Source organism: Fusobacterium mortiferum ATCC 9817, assembly GCF_000158195.2.
Lineage (GTDB): Bacteria > Fusobacteriota > Fusobacteriia > Fusobacteriales > Fusobacteriaceae > Fusobacterium_A > Fusobacterium_A mortiferum.
In genome coordinates, this window is sequence record NZ_GL987988.1 from 442,800 (window position 1) to 460,500 (window position 17,701).

13 protein-coding genes are annotated in these 17,701 nt (G+C 29.8%); 12 read left to right on the forward strand and 1 reads right to left on the reverse strand.

Going from position 1 to position 17,701, the window contains the following annotated elements; all coding sequences use genetic code 11:
* Positions 1-11 precede the first annotated feature (11 nt).
* The 7 genes from FMAG_RS03130 (at position 12) to ilvD (ending at position 10,759) form a co-directional block, all read left to right on the forward strand.
* Entirely contained in the window at positions 12-2,393 is a 2,382-nt protein-coding gene (locus FMAG_RS03130) for a glycogen/starch/alpha-glucan phosphorylase (RefSeq protein WP_005883938.1), read from the forward strand.
* 22 nt (positions 2,394-2,415) lie between these two features.
* Positions 2,416-4,350, forward strand: coding sequence for a 1,4-alpha-glucan branching protein GlgB (gene glgB / locus FMAG_RS03135; RefSeq protein WP_005883940.1), 1,935 nt, complete (start codon positions 2,416-2,418; stop codon positions 4,348-4,350).
* A gap of 22 nt (positions 4,351-4,372) precedes the next feature.
* The gene (locus tag FMAG_RS03140; protein ID WP_005883942.1) at positions 4,373-5,518 is read left to right on the forward strand and encodes a glucose-1-phosphate adenylyltransferase; all 1,146 of its coding nucleotides are present in this window, start codon (positions 4,373-4,375) and stop codon (positions 5,516-5,518) included.
* A 21-nt stretch (positions 5,519-5,539) separates the two neighbouring features.
* Positions 5,540-6,706 (forward strand): glucose-1-phosphate adenylyltransferase subunit GlgD, encoded by a 1,167-nt coding sequence (gene glgD, locus FMAG_RS03145; protein WP_005883944.1) that lies wholly within the window; start codon positions 5,540-5,542, stop codon positions 6,704-6,706.
* An 11-nt stretch (positions 6,707-6,717) separates the two neighbouring features.
* Positions 6,718-8,097, forward strand: a complete 1,380-nt coding sequence (locus FMAG_RS03150; protein ID WP_005883947.1) for a glycogen synthase — start codon at positions 6,718-6,720, stop codon at positions 8,095-8,097.
* A 92-nt stretch (positions 8,098-8,189) separates the two neighbouring features.
* Complete coding sequence (locus FMAG_RS03155) at positions 8,190-8,876, forward strand: FadR/GntR family transcriptional regulator (protein WP_005883948.1); 687 nt, start codon at positions 8,190-8,192, stop codon at positions 8,874-8,876.
* Between the two features lie 158 nt (positions 8,877-9,034).
* Positions 9,035-10,759, forward strand: a complete 1,725-nt coding sequence (ilvD, locus tag FMAG_RS03160; protein WP_005883950.1) for a dihydroxy-acid dehydratase — start codon at positions 9,035-9,037, stop codon at positions 10,757-10,759.
* Positions 10,760-10,800: 41 nt separating this feature from the next.
* On the opposite strand, the gene FMAG_RS03165 is transcribed toward ilvD, so the two are convergent.
* Entirely contained in the window at positions 10,801-11,652 is an 852-nt protein-coding gene (locus FMAG_RS03165) for a MurR/RpiR family transcriptional regulator (RefSeq protein ID WP_005883952.1), read from the reverse strand.
* A gap of 139 nt (positions 11,653-11,791) precedes the next feature.
* Here FMAG_RS03165 and FMAG_RS03170 point away from each other — a divergent pair, with 139 nt between their 5' ends.
* The 5 genes from FMAG_RS03170 to FMAG_RS03190 all read left to right on the forward strand — a co-directional run bounded on the left by FMAG_RS03170 (position 11,792) and on the right by FMAG_RS03190 (position 17,692).
* Entirely contained in the window at positions 11,792-13,387 is a 1,596-nt protein-coding gene (locus FMAG_RS03170; protein WP_005883955.1) for a PTS transporter subunit EIIC, read from the forward strand.
* Between the two features lie 13 nt (positions 13,388-13,400).
* The gene (locus FMAG_RS03175; RefSeq protein ID WP_005883957.1) at positions 13,401-14,732 is read left to right on the forward strand and encodes a 6-phospho-alpha-glucosidase; all 1,332 of its coding nucleotides are present in this window, start codon (positions 13,401-13,403) and stop codon (positions 14,730-14,732) included.
* A 99-nt stretch (positions 14,733-14,831) separates the two neighbouring features.
* Positions 14,832-15,707: a mechanosensitive ion channel family protein gene (locus FMAG_RS03180; RefSeq protein WP_005883959.1), complete on the forward strand. Its 876-nt coding sequence runs from the start codon at positions 14,832-14,834 to the stop codon at positions 15,705-15,707.
* Positions 15,708-15,716: 9 nt separating this feature from the next.
* Positions 15,717-16,184 carry a thermonuclease family protein gene (locus FMAG_RS03185; RefSeq protein WP_005883961.1) on the forward strand — a complete coding sequence of 156 codons (468 nt, stop codon included), beginning with the start codon at positions 15,717-15,719 and terminating at the stop codon, positions 16,182-16,184.
* 17 nt (positions 16,185-16,201) lie between these two features.
* The gene (locus tag FMAG_RS03190; protein ID WP_005883962.1) at positions 16,202-17,692 is read left to right on the forward strand and encodes a carboxypeptidase M32; all 1,491 of its coding nucleotides are present in this window, start codon (positions 16,202-16,204) and stop codon (positions 17,690-17,692) included.
* Positions 17,693-17,701 lie beyond the last annotated feature (9 nt).

Below are 17,701 nucleotides of genomic sequence, written 5' to 3' on the forward strand. Positions count from 1 at the left end.
AGGTAAGAGGAATGAGAGTAGAAAAAGAGGTATTAAGAAAACAAATTGAAAGAAACTTAAAAGTAAGTTTTGGAAAAGAGCTTGAGGAAGCTAAAGATTTTGAAATTTATAGAGCATTAGGGCAAGCCGTAATGGAAAATATTGCTGATAACTGGTATGACACAGGAAAGCTTTATGAAAAGCAAAAACAAGCTTTCTATCTATCAGCAGAGTTTTTAATGGGAAGAGCATTAGGAAACAACCTAATCAACCTTGGGATGTTAAAAGAGGTACAAGAGCTATTCGACGAATTAGGAATAGACTACAATAAAGTAGAGGATGCTGAAGAGGACTCAGCTTTAGGAAATGGAGGATTAGGAAGACTAGCAGCATGTTTCTTAGATTCATTAGCTACTCTTAACCTACCAGGAAAAGGATATGGAATAAGATATAGAAACGGAATATTTAATCAAGAGTTTAGAGATGGATATCAAATAGAAAAACCAGAAACTTGGTTAAAATATGGAGATGTATGGTCAGTAATGAGACCTGATGATGAAGTAATAGTTACATTTGGAGATGGAAGTGTAAGAGCTGTTCCTTATGATATGCCAATAATTGGATATGGAACTAATAATATAAATACTTTAAGACTTTGGGAAGCACACTCATTAGTAGACTTAGACTTAGGAAAATTCAATCAGCAAGACTATCTACATGCAACTCAACAAAAGACTTTAGCTGAAGATATTTCAAGAGTACTATATCCAAATGATTCAACTGATGAAGGTAAAAAGTTAAGATTAAAACAACAATACTTCTTTGTATCAGCATCATTACAAGATATAGTAAAAAGATATAAAAAAGTTCATGGAAATGATTTTGATAAATTTGCAGAATTTACAGCTATCCAATTAAATGATACACACCCAGTTATAGCTATTCCAGAATTGATGAGAATATTTATAGATATTGAAGGAATATCTTGGGAAAAAGCTTGGAGCATAGTAGAGAAAACTTTTGCTTATACTAACCATACAATATTAGCAGAAGCTCTTGAAAAATGGTGGGTAGGATTATATGAGCAAGTTGTACCAAGAGTTTATCAAATAACTCAAGGAATAGATAACCAATTAAGAGAGTTATTAGAGCAAAAATTCCCTGGAGATAAAGCTAGACAAGATAGAATGAGAATAATCAATGGAAATATGATTCATATGGCTTGGCTTGCTATCTATGGAAGCCATAAAGTAAATGGGGTTGCTGCTCTACATACTGAAATCTTAAAAAATAAAGAATTAAAAGATTGGTATGAATTATATCCAGAAAAATTCTTAAATAAAACAAATGGAATAACACAAAGAAGATGGTTATTACAATCTAACCCACAATTAGCTAGTTTAATCACTGAATTAATTGGAGATGCTTGGATAACTGATTTAAGTGAATTAAAAAAATTGGAAGCTTATTTAGATGATGAAAAAGTTTTAAAAAGAATTTTAGATATAAAACATGAGAAAAAAGTAGAACTTGCAGAGTTTTTAAAGAGAACTCAAGGAATAGAGATAAATCCAGATTCTATCTTTGATGTACAAATAAAAAGATTACACGAATACAAAAGACAACTATTAAATATATTCCAAATCATAGGGCTATATAATAAATTAAAATTAAATCCTAGCATGAACTTTACTCCAGTAACATATATATTTGGAGCTAAAGCAGCACCTGGATATTTTGTAGCTAAAGGAATAATCAGATTAATAAACGAAGTAGCACAAATGATAAATAAAGATCCAGATGTAAACTCTAAATTAAAAGTAGTATTTGTAGAAAACTATAGAGTATCAGTGGCACAAAAACTATTCCCAGCAGCAGATATATCTGAACAAATTTCAACAGCTGGAAAAGAAGCTTCAGGTACAGGAAATATGAAATTTATGTTAAATGGAGCCTTAACTTTAGGAACTATGGATGGGGCAAATGTTGAGATAGTAGAAGAAGCTGGAAAAGAAAATAACTATATCTTTGGACTTACAGTAAAAGAAGTAGAAGAGATGAGAGCAAATGGATATGACCCACATGTTCCATATAATTGTGTAGAAGGGCTTAAGAAAATAGTTGATTCTTTAGTAGATGGAACATTCAGTGACTTAGGAAATGGAGTATATGGAACTATTCACAGATCATTAATGGAAAATGCTCCTTGGCATCAAGCTGACCAATACTTTGTATTAGAGGATTATGAAGCGTATAGAAGAACTCAACAATTAATCAATAAAGAGTATACTTTCAGAATGGACTGGGCTAGAAAACAGTTGAAAAATATAGCTAATGCTGGAAAATTCTCATCTGATAGAACTATAAAAGAGTATGCTGAGGAGATTTGGAATATTACTCCAGTAAAATTATAATAAAACATAGGAGGGGGTAAGATTGGAAAAAGAATTAGATAGATACCTTTTTCATAAAGGAGAACATAGAGAAGCATATAGATATATGGGAGCACATTTTGAAGATGACGGTGTCATCTTCAGAGTGTGGGCTCCTAATGCTAGAGCTATTTCAGTAGTTGGAGATTTCAATGGCTGGAATGGAGATAATCATTTTATGAATAAGATAAACCCAGAGGGAATTTGGGAATTAAAAATACCTGGATTAAAAAAGATGGATTTGTATAAATTTAGAGTGGAACAAGCAGATGGAAATGTAGTTTTTAAAGCTGATCCTTATGCTTTTTATTCTGAATTAAGACCAAATACAGCATCATTACTTTACGATATACCAAAGTTTAAATGGACTGATACTAGATGGATGAATAAAAGAATAACAGGGCTTAATAAGCCTATGAATATTTATGAAGTGCATTTAGGTTCATGGAAGAAGAAAGAAAACGGAGATTTTTTAAATTATAGAGAGATAGCAGAAGAGTTATGTGAATATGTAAAGGATATGAACTATACTCATATAGAAGTAATGCCAATAAATGAGTACCCATTAGATGCTTCTTGGGGATATCAAGGTACAGGATATTATTCTGTAACTAGTAGATATGGTTTACCAGAAGATTTTATGTACTTTGTTAACTATATGCATAGACATAATATAGGGGTAATCTTAGATTGGGTGCCAGGACATTTTTGTAAAGATGCTCATGGATTGTATAGATTTGATGGAACAGCTACTTATGAATATGCAGATGAGAGAATTGGTGAAAATAGAGAATGGGGAACTTGTAATTTTGATTTAACTAGATATGAAGTTCAAAGCTTTTTAATATCTAACGTAAATTTTTGGTTTAAAGAGTTTCATATAGATGGCGTAAGAATAGATGCTGTAGCAAATATGTTATATCTTCCTAATGTAGATGGACTTACAAATCGTTATGGTGGAAAAGAAAACTTAGGAGCTGTAGATTTTTTCAAAAAATTTAACAGTGCTATACATGATGATTTTCCTAATTGTGTAGTTATGGCTGAAGATTCAACAGCTTGGCCAAATGTAACAAAACATGCAGTTGATGGAGGGCTTGGATTTGATAACAAATGGAATATGGGTTGGATGAATGATAGCTTAAAATATTTTGAAGAGGATCCGTTATATAGAAAAGATCATCATGGAAAACTTACATTCTCATTTATGTATGCTTTTTCAGAAAACTATGTTTTGCCATTATCACATGATGAGGTAGTACATGGGAAAAAATCTATTGTAAATAAGATGCCAGGATTTTTTGGAGCACAACTAGCTAATGTAAGAGCTCTATACTCATATCAAATGCTACATCCAGGAAAAAAATTGAACTTCATGGGAAATGATTTTGCTCAAGGATTGGAATGGAGATTTTATGAGCAGTTAGAGTGGCAACTTTTAGATAGAGAAGAAAATAAAAAGGTGCAAGATTACTGTAGAGCTTTAAATAAAATGTATTTAAAAGAAAAAGCTCTTTGGGAAGATAGTTGGGATACTTTTGAATGGATAGAACATGAAAATCATAATGGGAATACAATCACATTTTTAAGAAAAACTAAAGATAATAGTGAAAAAATTATAGGGATATTTAATTTCTCTGGGGAGAGCAAAATAGGATATAAAATAGGTGTGCCAGAGGATAAAATATATAGAGTAGTTCTAAACAGTGATGATGAAAAATATGGGGGGACAAACTTTAGTAAGAGAAAGAGATATAAGGCAATAGCTGAGGAATGGAATGGCAGACCTCAACATATTGAAGTAGATATTTGTGGAAACTCTGTTATTTTTCTAAAAGCTGAAGAGAAAAAAATAAAGACGGAGGAGGAAGTTAAAGAAGAGAAAAAAGAAAAAACAACTAAAAAAAGAGTAATTAAAACTAAAAAAGAAGAGGTATAAAATAAACATTGGGAGGATAGGTATGAAGAAAAAATATATAATAGCTATGTTACTAGCTGGGGGACAAGGAAGCCGTCTTAAAAAACTTACAGAAAAAATAGCAAAACCAGCTGTTTCATTTGGTGGAAAATACAGAATAATAGATTTTACATTGAGTAACTGTTCAAACTCTGGTATAGATACTGTAGGAGTACTTACTCAATATGAGCCACATGTATTAAATGAGCATATTGGAAATGGTTCACCTTGGGACCTAGATAGAATGAATGGTGGAGTTACAGTATTACAACCTCATACTAAGAAAAATGATGAAGGTGGATGGTATAAAGGAACAGCTAATGCTATCTATCAAAATATAGCTTTTGTTGATAAATATGAACCAGAACATGTACTTATCTTATCAGGAGACCATATCTATAAAATGGACTATGACAAGATGTTAAAATTCCATGTAGAAAAAAATGCAGATGCTACTATAGGAGTATTTAACGTTCCTTTAAAAGATGCACCAAGTTTTGGTATAATGAATACTAACGAGGATTTTTCAATCTATGAATTTGAAGAAAAACCAAAAGAGCCAAAAAGCACTTTAGCTTCTATGGGAATATATATATTTAAATGGAGTGTATTAAAAAAATATCTAATAGAAGATGAAAAAGATCCTAACTCAAGTAATGACTTTGGTAAAAATATTATTCCAAATCTATTAAAAGATAATATGAAGTTATTTGCTTATCCATTTGAAGGATATTGGAAAGACGTTGGAACAATTGAAAGTTTCTGGGAAGCTCATATGGACTTATTAAAAGAGGATAACGAATTAAATTTATTTGATAAAAATTGGAAAATTAACACACGTCAAGGGGTATATCCACCACTATATGTAAGTGATGATGCTAAAGTAATAAACTCTCTTGTAGAAAAAGGTTGTGAAATAGAGGGAGAAGTTAAAAACTCAGTTATTTTCCCTGGTGTAAAAATTGGAAAAAATAGTAAAGTTTTTAATTCAGTAATAATGTCTGATACAACAATTGAAGAAAATGTAATTGTAAATAAGGCTATTCTAGCTGAAAATGTATTTGTAGAGAAAAATACAGTAATTGGAGATAATAAAGAGATTGTTGTAATAGGAAAAGGCGAAATAGTAAAGAGTAATGCTGTAAAATAGGGTTTTACAAGGGGAGGAAATATGCTTAACAATTATATGGCTATAATATTTTTAGATGAAACATTAGATAATATCAGAGCACTTACTAAGATGAGACCACTTGCTTCTGTACCAGCTGGTGGAACATATAGAATAATTGACTTTTCACTTTCAAATTTAGTAAATGCTGGAATAAGAAACATAGGAATTTTTGCAGGAAATGAAGATTTAAACTCATTAACTGACCACATTGGAAGAGGAGCAGAGTGGGATTTAGATAGAAAAAAAGATGGAATATTTATGTTCAAACAAATGGCAGACTCTGCTTATACTACTAACATAAAAAGAGTTAAGAAAAATATGGAATATTTTTTCCGTAGTAAGCAAGAGAACGTAGTAGTATTAAGTTCTCATATGGTATGCAACTTAGATGTAAAAGATGTTGTGAAAAAACATGAAGCTAGTGGAAAAGATATAACTTTAGTATATAAAAATGTTCACAATGCTAATGAGAGATTTGACAATTGTGACAGTGTAAAAGTAGGAGAAAATGGAGAGATTTTAGGAAGTGGACAAAACCTTTTCTTTAAAAAAGATGAGAATATTTCTCTAGAAGCTTTTGTAATGAGTAAAGAGCTTTTAATTAAAATGATTTGTGATGGAATCCAAGAGGGAGTTTATTATACAGTTAGAGATTTAGTAACTAGAAATATGGGGAGAGTTAGTATAAATGGATATGAATTTAAAGGATATTTAGCTTGTATAAACTCTACTAAAGAATACTTTGATTTCAATATGGATCTATTGAAAAAAGAGGTTAGAGAAGACCTTTTCAATCCTGAAAGAAGTATCTATACTAAAACAAAAGATACTCCACCATCATTATTTAGAGAGGGAGCAGAGGTAAATAACAGCCTTGTAGCAAATGGATGTATCTTAAGTGGTACAGTAAGAAACTCTATACTAGCTAGAGGAGCAGTAGTAGAAGCTGGAGCAATAGTAGAGGACTGTATCCTATTACAAGATTCAGTTGTAAAATCTGGGGCTGTACTTAAAAATATAATTGTAGATAAAAATAATGTGATAAAATCTAATGAGAAACTAAGTGCTTCTAGAAACTATCCATTAGTAATTGAAAAAAGTATTAAATGGGATGATAAGCACTATAAAAATCTATTAGCTTATTTAGAAGGAGCTAATAAAGAATAAGGAGGAAAAATATGAAAGTACTTTTTGCTACTGGAGAAGCTTGGCCATTTATAAAAACAGGTGGTCTAGGGGATGTAGCATACTCACTACCAAAGGCTCTAAAAGAAAAAGGAATAGATGCTAGAGTTATACTTCCAAAGTATGGGCAAATTCCTGAAAAGTATAGATATAATATGAAGCATCTAGGACATAAAAAAATATGGGCATCACACTATGATGCTTATGTAGGAATAGAGAGTTATGAACTTGAAGGAGTTACTTATTATTTTGTAGATAATATGCAATACTTTACAAGAGCTAAAATATATGGAGAGCTAGATGATTGTGAAAGATTTACTTTTTTCACTAAAGCAGTAGTAGAGACTTTTGATATTACAGGATTTACTCCAGATATTATCCATTGTAATGATTGGCATACAGCTCTTACTCCAATATATCTATTAGAAAGAGGACTTACTAATATAAAAACAGTCTTCACTATCCATAACTTAAGATTCCAAGGATTTTTCCCTAATCAAGAGATTGAGGAAACACTAGAGATAGATAGAAATAAATATTACCAAGAAGATGGACTTAAATATTATGATATGATATCTTTCTTAAAAGGTGGAGTAGTTTACTCTGACTATATAACAACAGTTAGTGAAACTTATGCTCAAGAGATAAAAACTCCAGAGTATGGGGAAGGAATAGATGGACTATTTAGAAAATTTGATTACAAACTAGCTGGAATAGTAAATGGAATAGATGGAAATGTATTTAAGCTAAGTAACAAACCTAAAAAAGAGATGAAAGCTAAACTACAAAAAGAGTTAGGATTAGAAGTGGACCCAGATGTACCATTAGTAGCAATAATATCAAGACTTGATAGACAAAAAGGTATTGATATGTTAACTCAAACTTTTGATAGAATGATGAATTTAGGAATTCAATTTGTTTTACTTGGAAGTGGAGAAGCTCACTATGAAAACTTCTTTAGATGGAAAGAGAGTCAATATCCTAAAAAAGTTTGTGCTTATATAGGATTTAACCAACCACTATCAATAGATGTATATGAAGGTGCTGATATATTCCTAATGCCATCACTATTTGAGCCTTGTGGACTTTCTCAAATGATAGCTATGAGATATGGAACAATACCTCTAGTTAGAGAAACAGGAGGACTAAAAGATACTGTTACTCCATACAATGAGGTTACTGGTGAAGGAGATGGATTTGGTTTCCAAGAACCTAATGGAGAGGTATTATTGAAGATACTTTCTTATGCTATATCTATCTATAAAGATAAAAAGCAATGGGATAATATTATAAAAAATGCTAAGGCTAGAGATAATAGTTGGGATATCTCAGCTGATAAGTATATAGAAGTTTATAAAAAAATAACTAAATAAAAATCTATAAGGGGGCTGTTGATATACTATGATAAAAATGTGTAGTATACACAGCCTCATTTTATATTTTTAATATGTTTTGGAGAGAAAAAATGAGTAGTAGAAATAGTGAAAAAGTTTTTGAATATTTAAAAGAAAAGATTATGTCTGGAGAATGGAAAGATGGAGAACAGATTACTCCAGAGATACAATTAGCAAAAGAGCTAGAAGTGGGAAGAAATGCAGTAAGAGAAGCTATTGAAAAACTTGTGGGGATGAAAGTACTTGTTAAGAAAAAAGGAAAGGGGACTTTCGTACAATCTAAGCTTATAGATTTAGAGTTTAATAATATGTTAATTAATACAATAATTAATAAGGATGATTATTTAGATATTTTAGAATTTAGAAAAACTTTTGAGCCAGAAAATATAAAATTATTTATAAGAAATGCAGATGAAAAAGATTATCTTGAATTAAAAAAACTTTATGACGAAATGATAAGTAACAAAGATAATAGAGATAAGTTTTCTTATTATGATGCTATGTTTCATAATTTAATAGCTAAAGGAACAAAAAATACTATAATAATAAAGATTAGTGACATATTGTCTAATATAATGATAGGACATCAAAAAAAATTAAATTTAATTTTAGGTTCAGACAGTGGAATAAAAGAACATACATTGATTTTAGAGGCTATATTTGAAAAAGATGAAGACATGGCATATATGTTTATGAGAAAACATATAATGAGAACAATTAAAGATGTTCTACAAGTTAAAAATGGTTTAGAAAGATAAAAGTGTTCTAAAATAGTTAAAAATATTTTTTAAAAAAAAGTTGATAATTTAAAAACAAAATTATTGATTTTTTTTTATTTTTATATTATCATAAATCTATAAACAAAAACAACATGTAGGACAAGTTTAAGTAAAGTTTAATTTTCAAGGGAGGAAAAATGTTAAAAAGTCAAGAGTTAAGAAAAGTAGCACCAGAAGTAGACCCACTTAGAATAGGAATGGGATGGAAAGTAAAAGATTTAGAAAAACCACAAATAATGATTGAAAGTACATATGGAGATAGTCATCCTGGAAGTGCTCATCTTTTAGATTTTGTAAAAGAGATAGAAAGAGGAATAAATGAAAATGGAGGAAAGGGAGCAAAATATTTTACAACTGATATTTGTGATGGACAAGCTCAAGGTCATGATGGAATGAACTATTCTTTAACTTCAAGAGAGTTTATAGCTGATATGATAGAGATACAAGCAGGTGCTACACCTTTTGATGCAGGAGTTTTTGTAGCAAGCTGTGATAAAGGAATGCCAGCTAATCTTATGGCAGCAGCAAGATTAAATATTCCATCAATAGTTTTTACAGGAGGAATAATGGCAGCGGGACCTAATATGTTAACATTGGAGCAATTAGGTACTTATAGTGCTAGATTTGAGAGAGGGGAAATTACAAAAGAGGAGTTTTGTTATGCAAAAGAAAATGCATGTCCATCATGTGGAGCATGTTCTTTTATGGGGACAGCTTCAACAATGCAAGTTATGGCAGAGGCATTGGGATTAGCTCTTCCTGGAACAGCATTATTACCAGCTATCTCTCCAGATTTGATGACAAAAGCTTATGAAGTAGGAGTAAGAGCTTTAGAATTAGCAAAAGAGGGAATTCGTCCATCTGATATACTTACAGAAAAAGCATTTGAAAATGCTATAATGGTTCATGCTGCAATAGCAGGTTCATCAAATTCTTTATTACATATTCCAGCAATAGCTCATGAGATTGGAATAGAATTAGATGCAGAGAAATTTGATAAGATACATAGAGAAATTCCATATATTTTAAATATAAGACCTAGTGGATTTTATCCAGGAGAGTACTTCTATTATGCAGGAGGAGTACCAGCAATAATGGAAGAAATAAAAGAATTTTTACATCTTGATGTAATGACTGTAACGGGAAAAACATTAGGAGAAAATTTAGAAGAATTAAAGAAAAATGGATATTATGAAAGATGTTATACTGAATTAGAAAAGCGTAATGTAAAGAAGGAAGATATAATAAAAACTACTACAAATCCAATACAAAAGCAAGGAGCTCTAGCTATATTAAAAGGAAATCTAGCACCAGAAGGAGCAGTAATAAAACATTCTGCTGTGCCAAAAGAGATGCAAGATGCAGTATTGAAAGCAAGACCATTTGATAGTGAAGAGGAAGCTATTAAAGCAGTGCTTACTGGAGTAATTCAACCAGGAGATGCAATTATAATAAGATATGAAGGACCAAAGGGAAGTGGAATGCCAGAGATGTTTTATACAACAGAAGCAATTGCTTCAGACTCAAGAATATCTGCATCAACAGCTTTAATAACAGATGGTAGATTCTCAGGTGCTACTCGTGGACCAGCTATAGGACATGTTTCTCCAGAAGCTAGTGAAGGAGGACCTATTGCATTAATAGAAAATGAAGATTTAATTAGAATTAATGTAGCTGAAAGAAAATTAGAAATAATAGGAGTAAAAGGAGAGGAAAAAACTCCAGAAGAAATAGATAAAATATTAAAAGAAAGAAAATCTAGATGGATAAAACCAGTTCCTAAATATACAAAAGGACCACTAGGAATTTATACAAGATTTGCAGTTTCACCAATGAAAGGTGGATATATAGAGATAAAATAGTTTAAAGAAGAACTAATTTTTAAAATTAGTTCTTCTTTAAACTATATACTTCTTTTTTTGAAAATTTGTTTATATCGTTCTTGGCAAATTTTACTCTTTTTTCCTAATTTTAAACTTAAAATTCTATATAAACTTTCAATTATTATTAATTGTGGTATTCTAGAAGAAAAACCAACTTTATCCATAGGAGTGGAGTTTTCAGAAAAAAATAAACATATGTCCACTGATTGAGAAAAAGGGGTTCTAGCATAATTAGTAATTCCAATAGAATAAGCTGGAGTTTCATTAATAATCTCAAGTAGAGTAAGAACATCTTTGTTGATACCAGAATGAGAAAAAATAAGTGCTACATCTGTATCATCAAGGATAGATGCTTGTAAAAGCTGAGAATGAAAATCTTCAATCATAGAGCATTTTAATCCAAGTCTTATAAATTTATACCAAGATTCTTTAGCTAAGATGCCAGAAGCTCCCATAGCAAAGAGATATATATGATTAGCATTTAATATTATTTCTGAAATTTCTTCCATTTTATCTGTATTAAAATATTCAATACTTTCTTCCAATATAGCAGAGTTTGTTTTAGCAACATTTGTATAAATATCAGTAGCATTAGAGTTTTTATTTACATTTAAAGAAATAGTTTTGTTTGAAGAATTTACAAATTCTTTTGCTATTCCTAATTTTAATAGATAAAAATTTTCAAATCCTATTTTTTTAGTAAATCTTGAAATTGAAGCAACAGAAGTTCCTATTTTTTCTGACATGTCTTCAATAGTCATATCAATTACTGCAAAAGTATTTTCTAAAATAAAGAGGGCTATTTTTTGTTCAGCAGGACTAAAACTAGGTAAAAGTTGATCTAATAAAAATAATTTACTTTTTTTATTCATTATACAATCTCCTTTGTAAAAAAATTACATAAAATTAAAAGAACTATCTATTTACATGAATGTTTTTTACATGATACAATAGTTACAAGAAAAAATCAATAAGTTTTTAAAAAAAATAAAAGGGAGAGGATTAGTACAGATGAAAGAAAAAGTTTTGAAAAATTTACAAACATTTGCTAAGGGAATATTTGTTCCTGTATTAATATTACCAATAGTAGGAATTTTATTTGCTTTTGCAAGTATTTTTACGAACTCAAGGGTTTATAATTTGATACCTTTTTTAAATAATGGGGTATTTATAAATTTTGGAAAAATATTAGGGCAATCTTTAATACCAATTATAGGAACTTACTTAGGAATTTTATTTACAGTGGGAATAGCTATAGGAATGGCTAAAAAAGAAAAACATTATGCTGCATTAGTAGCAATGTTATCGTATTTTGTATTTATTCATAGTATGAATGTGTATATGGGAATACAGAATTTAATCTTACCACTAAGTGAATTAAGAGGAAGCGGACATACTATAATGATGGGAATTCAGATCATAGATATGGGAATTTTTTTAGGAATTGCTTTAGGATTGATAGTAGCTTATGTTCATAATAAATTTATTGATGTAGAATTAAAAGGAGCATTACAAATTTATGGAGGTTCTAGGTTAGTATTTATAGTTTTATCGTTTACAATGATTTTATTAGCTATAATTTCTACTCATATATGGCCAATCGTTCAACACGGAATAAATACTTTATCAATTTTTATAGAAAGTACAGGAGTATTTGGAATTTTTACATATGGATTTTTAGATAGAATATTAATTCCAACAGGATTACATCATTTAATTTATCCAACGTTTTTATATACTAATTTTGGTGGTAGTGAAATGGTTGAGGTTATACAAAATGGAGAAAAAGTTTCAGTGTTATTTGAAGGAGCAAGAAATATATATAATGCTCAATTATCAAATATAGATAGTGTAACAAGATTAACGAAAAGTGTAGTATGGGATGCTAGAGGAATTACTAAAATATTCGGATTATGGGGAGCAGTATTTGCTATGTATCAAACAGCAAAACCTGAAAATAAAATAAAAACAAAAGCAATATTATTATCAGCTATGGGAGCATCAATTATAGCTGGTGTAACAGAGCCAATAGAATTTTCTTTCTTATTTACAGCACCGATATTATTTGTAGCACATGCAGTAATTGCTGGTTTAGGAATGGTAGTGTTTTCTATTTTAGATATAAGAACAATTATTCCTAATGGAGTTATAGATTTTTTACTAATGAATATTCCAGTAGGAATAGATAGAACAAGTTGGCCTATGGTATTTGTTATAGGAATAGGGCAAGCTGTAGTATATTATTTTGTTTTTAGATTTTTAATTACAAAATTAAATTTAAAAACACCTGGAAGAGAAGATGAAAAAGAAGTAAAATTATATAGTAAAGCTGATTATAAAGAAAAGAAAGAAAAAGAAGCAAAAACAGAAAATATAGCGGTTACAATTGTAGAAGGATTAGGAGGAAAAGAAAATATTGTTAAAATTGAAAATTGTTATACAAGATTGAGAGTAACTTTAAAATCAACAAATAATATAAATGAAGAAATTTTAAATAGAACAGAACCTAATAAAATAATAAAAATAGATAATGAAAATTTACAAGTTGTATATGGAATAAAAGTTAGAAGTATAAGAAATAAAATAGATGATTATTTAAATAATTAAAATGGAGGATAGAATGAATAAGAAATTTTCAGTATTAATAGCAGGTGGAGGAAGCACATTTACTCCAGGAATAGTTTTAATGTTATTAGAACAGCTTGAGAGATTCCCTCTTAGAAAAATAAAGTTTTATGATAATGATGGTGAAAGACAAGAACCAATAGGAGAAGCTTGTAAAGTTTTAATAAAAGAGAAAGCTCCAGAGATAGAGTTTTTATACACAACAGATCCAGAAGAAGCTTTTACAGATATAGATTTTGTAATGGCACATATAAGAGTAGGGAAATATAAAATGAGAGAATTAGATGAAAAAATTCCTTTAAAGCATGGAGTAGTTGGACAAGAAACTTGTGGGCCTGGTGGAATTGCTTATGGAATGAGATCAATAGGTGGAGTTTTAGAACTAATAGACTATATGGAAAAATATTCTCCAAATGCATGGCTTTTAAATTATTCAAATCCAGCTGCTATTGTGGCAGAAGCGACAAGAATTTTAAGACCAAATTCAAAGATTTTAAATATATGTGATATGCCAATAGGAACAGAGACACGTATGGCTAAGATTTTAGGATTAAAATCAAGAAAAGATATGATTGTAAAATATTATGGATTAAATCATTTTGGATGGTGGACAGATGTTAGAGATAAAGAAGGAAATGATTTAATGCCAAGATTAAAAGCGTATGTAGGGGAACATGGATATTTACCTCCTGAGGTAGTGGATCATCAACATATGGATCCTAGCTGGATAGAAACTCATAAAAAAGCAAAGGATATTTTAGCAACAGATCCTACAACTTTACCAAATACTTATTTGAAATATTATTTATTTCAAGATTATGTAGTAGAACATTCAGATCCTAATTATACAAGAGCTAATGAGGTTATGGATGGAAGAGAGAAACATGTATTTACAGAGTGTAGAAGAATAGCTGAAAAAGGAAGTTCTGAAGGAACAACTTTAACAACTGACAATCATTCTATATTTATAGTAGATTTGGCTACAGCTATTGCATTTAATACAAAAGAAAGAATGTTATTAATAGTAGAAAATAATGGAGCTATTAAAAATTTTGATCCAACTGCTATGGTAGAGATACCATGCCTTGTTGGAAGTAATGGACCAGAACCATTGTTAGTAGGAGAGATACCACAATTCCAAAAAGGATTGATGGAACAACAAGTTTCTGTTGAAAAATTAGTTGTACAAGCATGGATTGAAAAGTCATATCATAAATTATGGCAAGCTTTAATGCTTTCTAAAACTGTTCCAAGTGCAACAGTAGCTAAAGCTATACTAGATGATTTATTAGAAGCAAATAAAGAGTATTGGCCAGAATTAAAATAGAAGAAAAATGTTGATAAGAGAGTAAAATCTTTTATCAGCATTTTTTTATTTTCTTTCTTTAAATGTGTTATAATATAAAGAAAAAGGGAGAGGAGAGTTATGAATAAATTTATAAATGAGGTATTTTCAAAATTAGCAGATAAAAAAATCTTAGTTAATTTTACTGTAGAATTAATATTTTTTATTTTAAAATTGGTATTTTGTATCTTTATATATTATGTAGCTATAAAGGTATTAAAAAAACTAACACCACTATTTAATATAAAAAAGAAAGATGATTTAGTAGTAGATAAATCTCTAAAGAGTTTTATCAAATCAATACTAAATGTAGGGGTACATGCTCTTTTAATAACTATATGTTTACTTATAATGGGGGTAAAGGAGAGTAGTTTACTTGCTTTCTTTGGAACTTTAGGAATAGGTGTAGGTTTAGCACTAAAGGATAACCTTTCTAACTTTGCAGGAGGGATAATCATTCTATTATTTAAAACTTATAAAGTAGGAGATGAAGTAAATATAAGTGATGAGATGGGATATATAGATGATATAGATATATTTTCAACAACAATAAAGACTCATAACAATGATTTGGTAATGATACCTAATGGAATGATAATCTCTAATAAAGTAATAAACTATACTAAGACACCAATTAGAAGATTAAAATTTATAATAGGTATAGCTTATGATGCTGATATAGATGTAGCTAGAAAAGCATTAGAGGATTTATTGAGAGAAAATCCTTTGGTACTAAAGGAGCCAGCAGTATATTCCCATGTAGATTCATATGGAGATAGTTCAATAAATATAGCTTTAAAAGGTTGGACATCAAATGAGAATTATTGGACAGTATATAAAGAGACAATGAATGGAATAAAGAAAGCTTTAGATAATGTAAATGTAGAGATTCCATTTCCACAAATGGATATTAGTATAAAAAATCCTAAGATGGATATTAATTTGAATAAGGATTAGGAGAGAGGAATGAAGAAAATTTTTACAATAATATTGAGCTTAATTCTTTCAATATTTTCCTATGCTTTAGATGTATATGTAGAAAAGGTATCTGATGGAGATAGCTTTGTAGCAAAATATAATGGGAAAAAAATAAGAGTTAGAATGTATGGTGTAGATGCTCCAGAACTTAAGCAAAAGCATGGTAAAGAGTCGAAGGAGTATCTTGAAAATCTGATTCTTGGGAAAAAAGTAGAATTAAAAGTATTATATGAAGATAAGTATAAAAGAAAGATAGCGAGGGTTTACTATAAGAATAAAGAGATAAACTTAGAGATGCTAAGAAGTGGAAATGTATGGTTTTATGAGTATCATGCTAAAAAGGAAAAAGAGTATAGAAGAGCTTATGAGGAAGCTAGAAAAGAGAAAAAAGGAATTTGGAAAGATATAAATCCAGAAAATCCAAGGGATTTTAGATTGAGGAATAAAAGAAGATAGATTGAAGGAGCAGAGATATGGAGAAAAAGTTACAGGAATTTAGAGAAAAGATAAAAGAGAAGAAAATGATAGAGGGAGCATTAGAGGTATTACAATGGGATTTAGAGACTACTACTCCCAAAAAAGGAAAGGATTATATAGCTGAGATAGTAGGATATTTGAGTATGAAAGAGTATAATCTAACAACTTCACAGGAGTTTGAAGATTGTGTAGAGTACTTAGGAAATAATATTGAAAAATTAAATGAGGTGGAGAGAAAAGAGATAGAGGAGTTAAAAGAGGATATTGAGAAGATGAAAAAGATACCTCCTCAAGAGTACCAAGAGTATTCTGAATTAGTAGCTAGAACTCAAGGTATTTGGGAAGAGGCAAAGGCAGAAAATAATTACAATAAATATAAAGGAAATTTAGCTAAGATTTTTGAATATACTATAAAATTTGCTAATTATCATAGAAAAGATGAAAAAAATCTCTATGACGTAATTTTACAAGATTATGAGAAAGGAATGACAAGTGAAAAATTAGATGAATTTTTCTCATTATTAAAAGGGGAGATAGTACCACTTCTTAAAAAAATAAAAGAGGTAGGAAATCCAGAGAAAAAACTTCTTCAAAAAGTAGAAATAGAGAAACAGAAAAAATTTAATAGATTTATAGGAAAGTATTTGGGATTTGATTTTGATAGAGGAGTAGGAGCAGAGAGTGAACATCCATTTACTATGAATATTACCAAAAATGATGTAAGGCTTACTACTAAATATATAGAGGATAATCCTATGTCAGCGGTATTTAGTACTATACATGAGACAGGACATGGAATATATGAACAACAGATAGGAGATAACTTGCAGGAAACTATCTTAGGAAGTGGTGGTTCTATGGGAATACATGAATCTCAATCAAGATTTTATGAGAATATTATAGGTAGAGATTTACATTTTTGGAAAGGACTTTATGAAAAAGCAAAAGAGGAGTTTACTTTCTTAAAAGATATATCCCTTGAAGATTTTTATAGAGAGATAAATTTAGTTGAACCATCACTTATTAGAGTTGATGCAGATGAGTTAACTTATTCACTACACATTATGGTAAGATATGAGATAGAAAAAGGCATAATAGATGGAAGTATAGATGTAGAGGATTTACCAAAAGTTTGGAAGGAGAAGATGGAGGAGTACTTAGGAGTAGTACCATCTACAGATAGTGAAGGAGTTATGCAAGATGTACACTGGTCAGCTGGACTTGTAGGATATTTTCCATCTTATGCTTTGGGTAGTGCTTACTCAGCTCAAATATATAATACTATGAAAAAAGAGCTAAATGTAGATGAGATTTTAGAGGGTGGAGAGATGTATAAGATAAGAGAGTGGCTAGGAGAAAAAATTCATAAATATGGAAAATTAAAAGAGACTCCAGAGATAATAAAAGAGGTAACAGGAGAGGATTTAAATCCTAAATACTATATAGAGTATTTAAGAGATAAATACAGCAAAATATATAATATTTAGTGAGGTGGG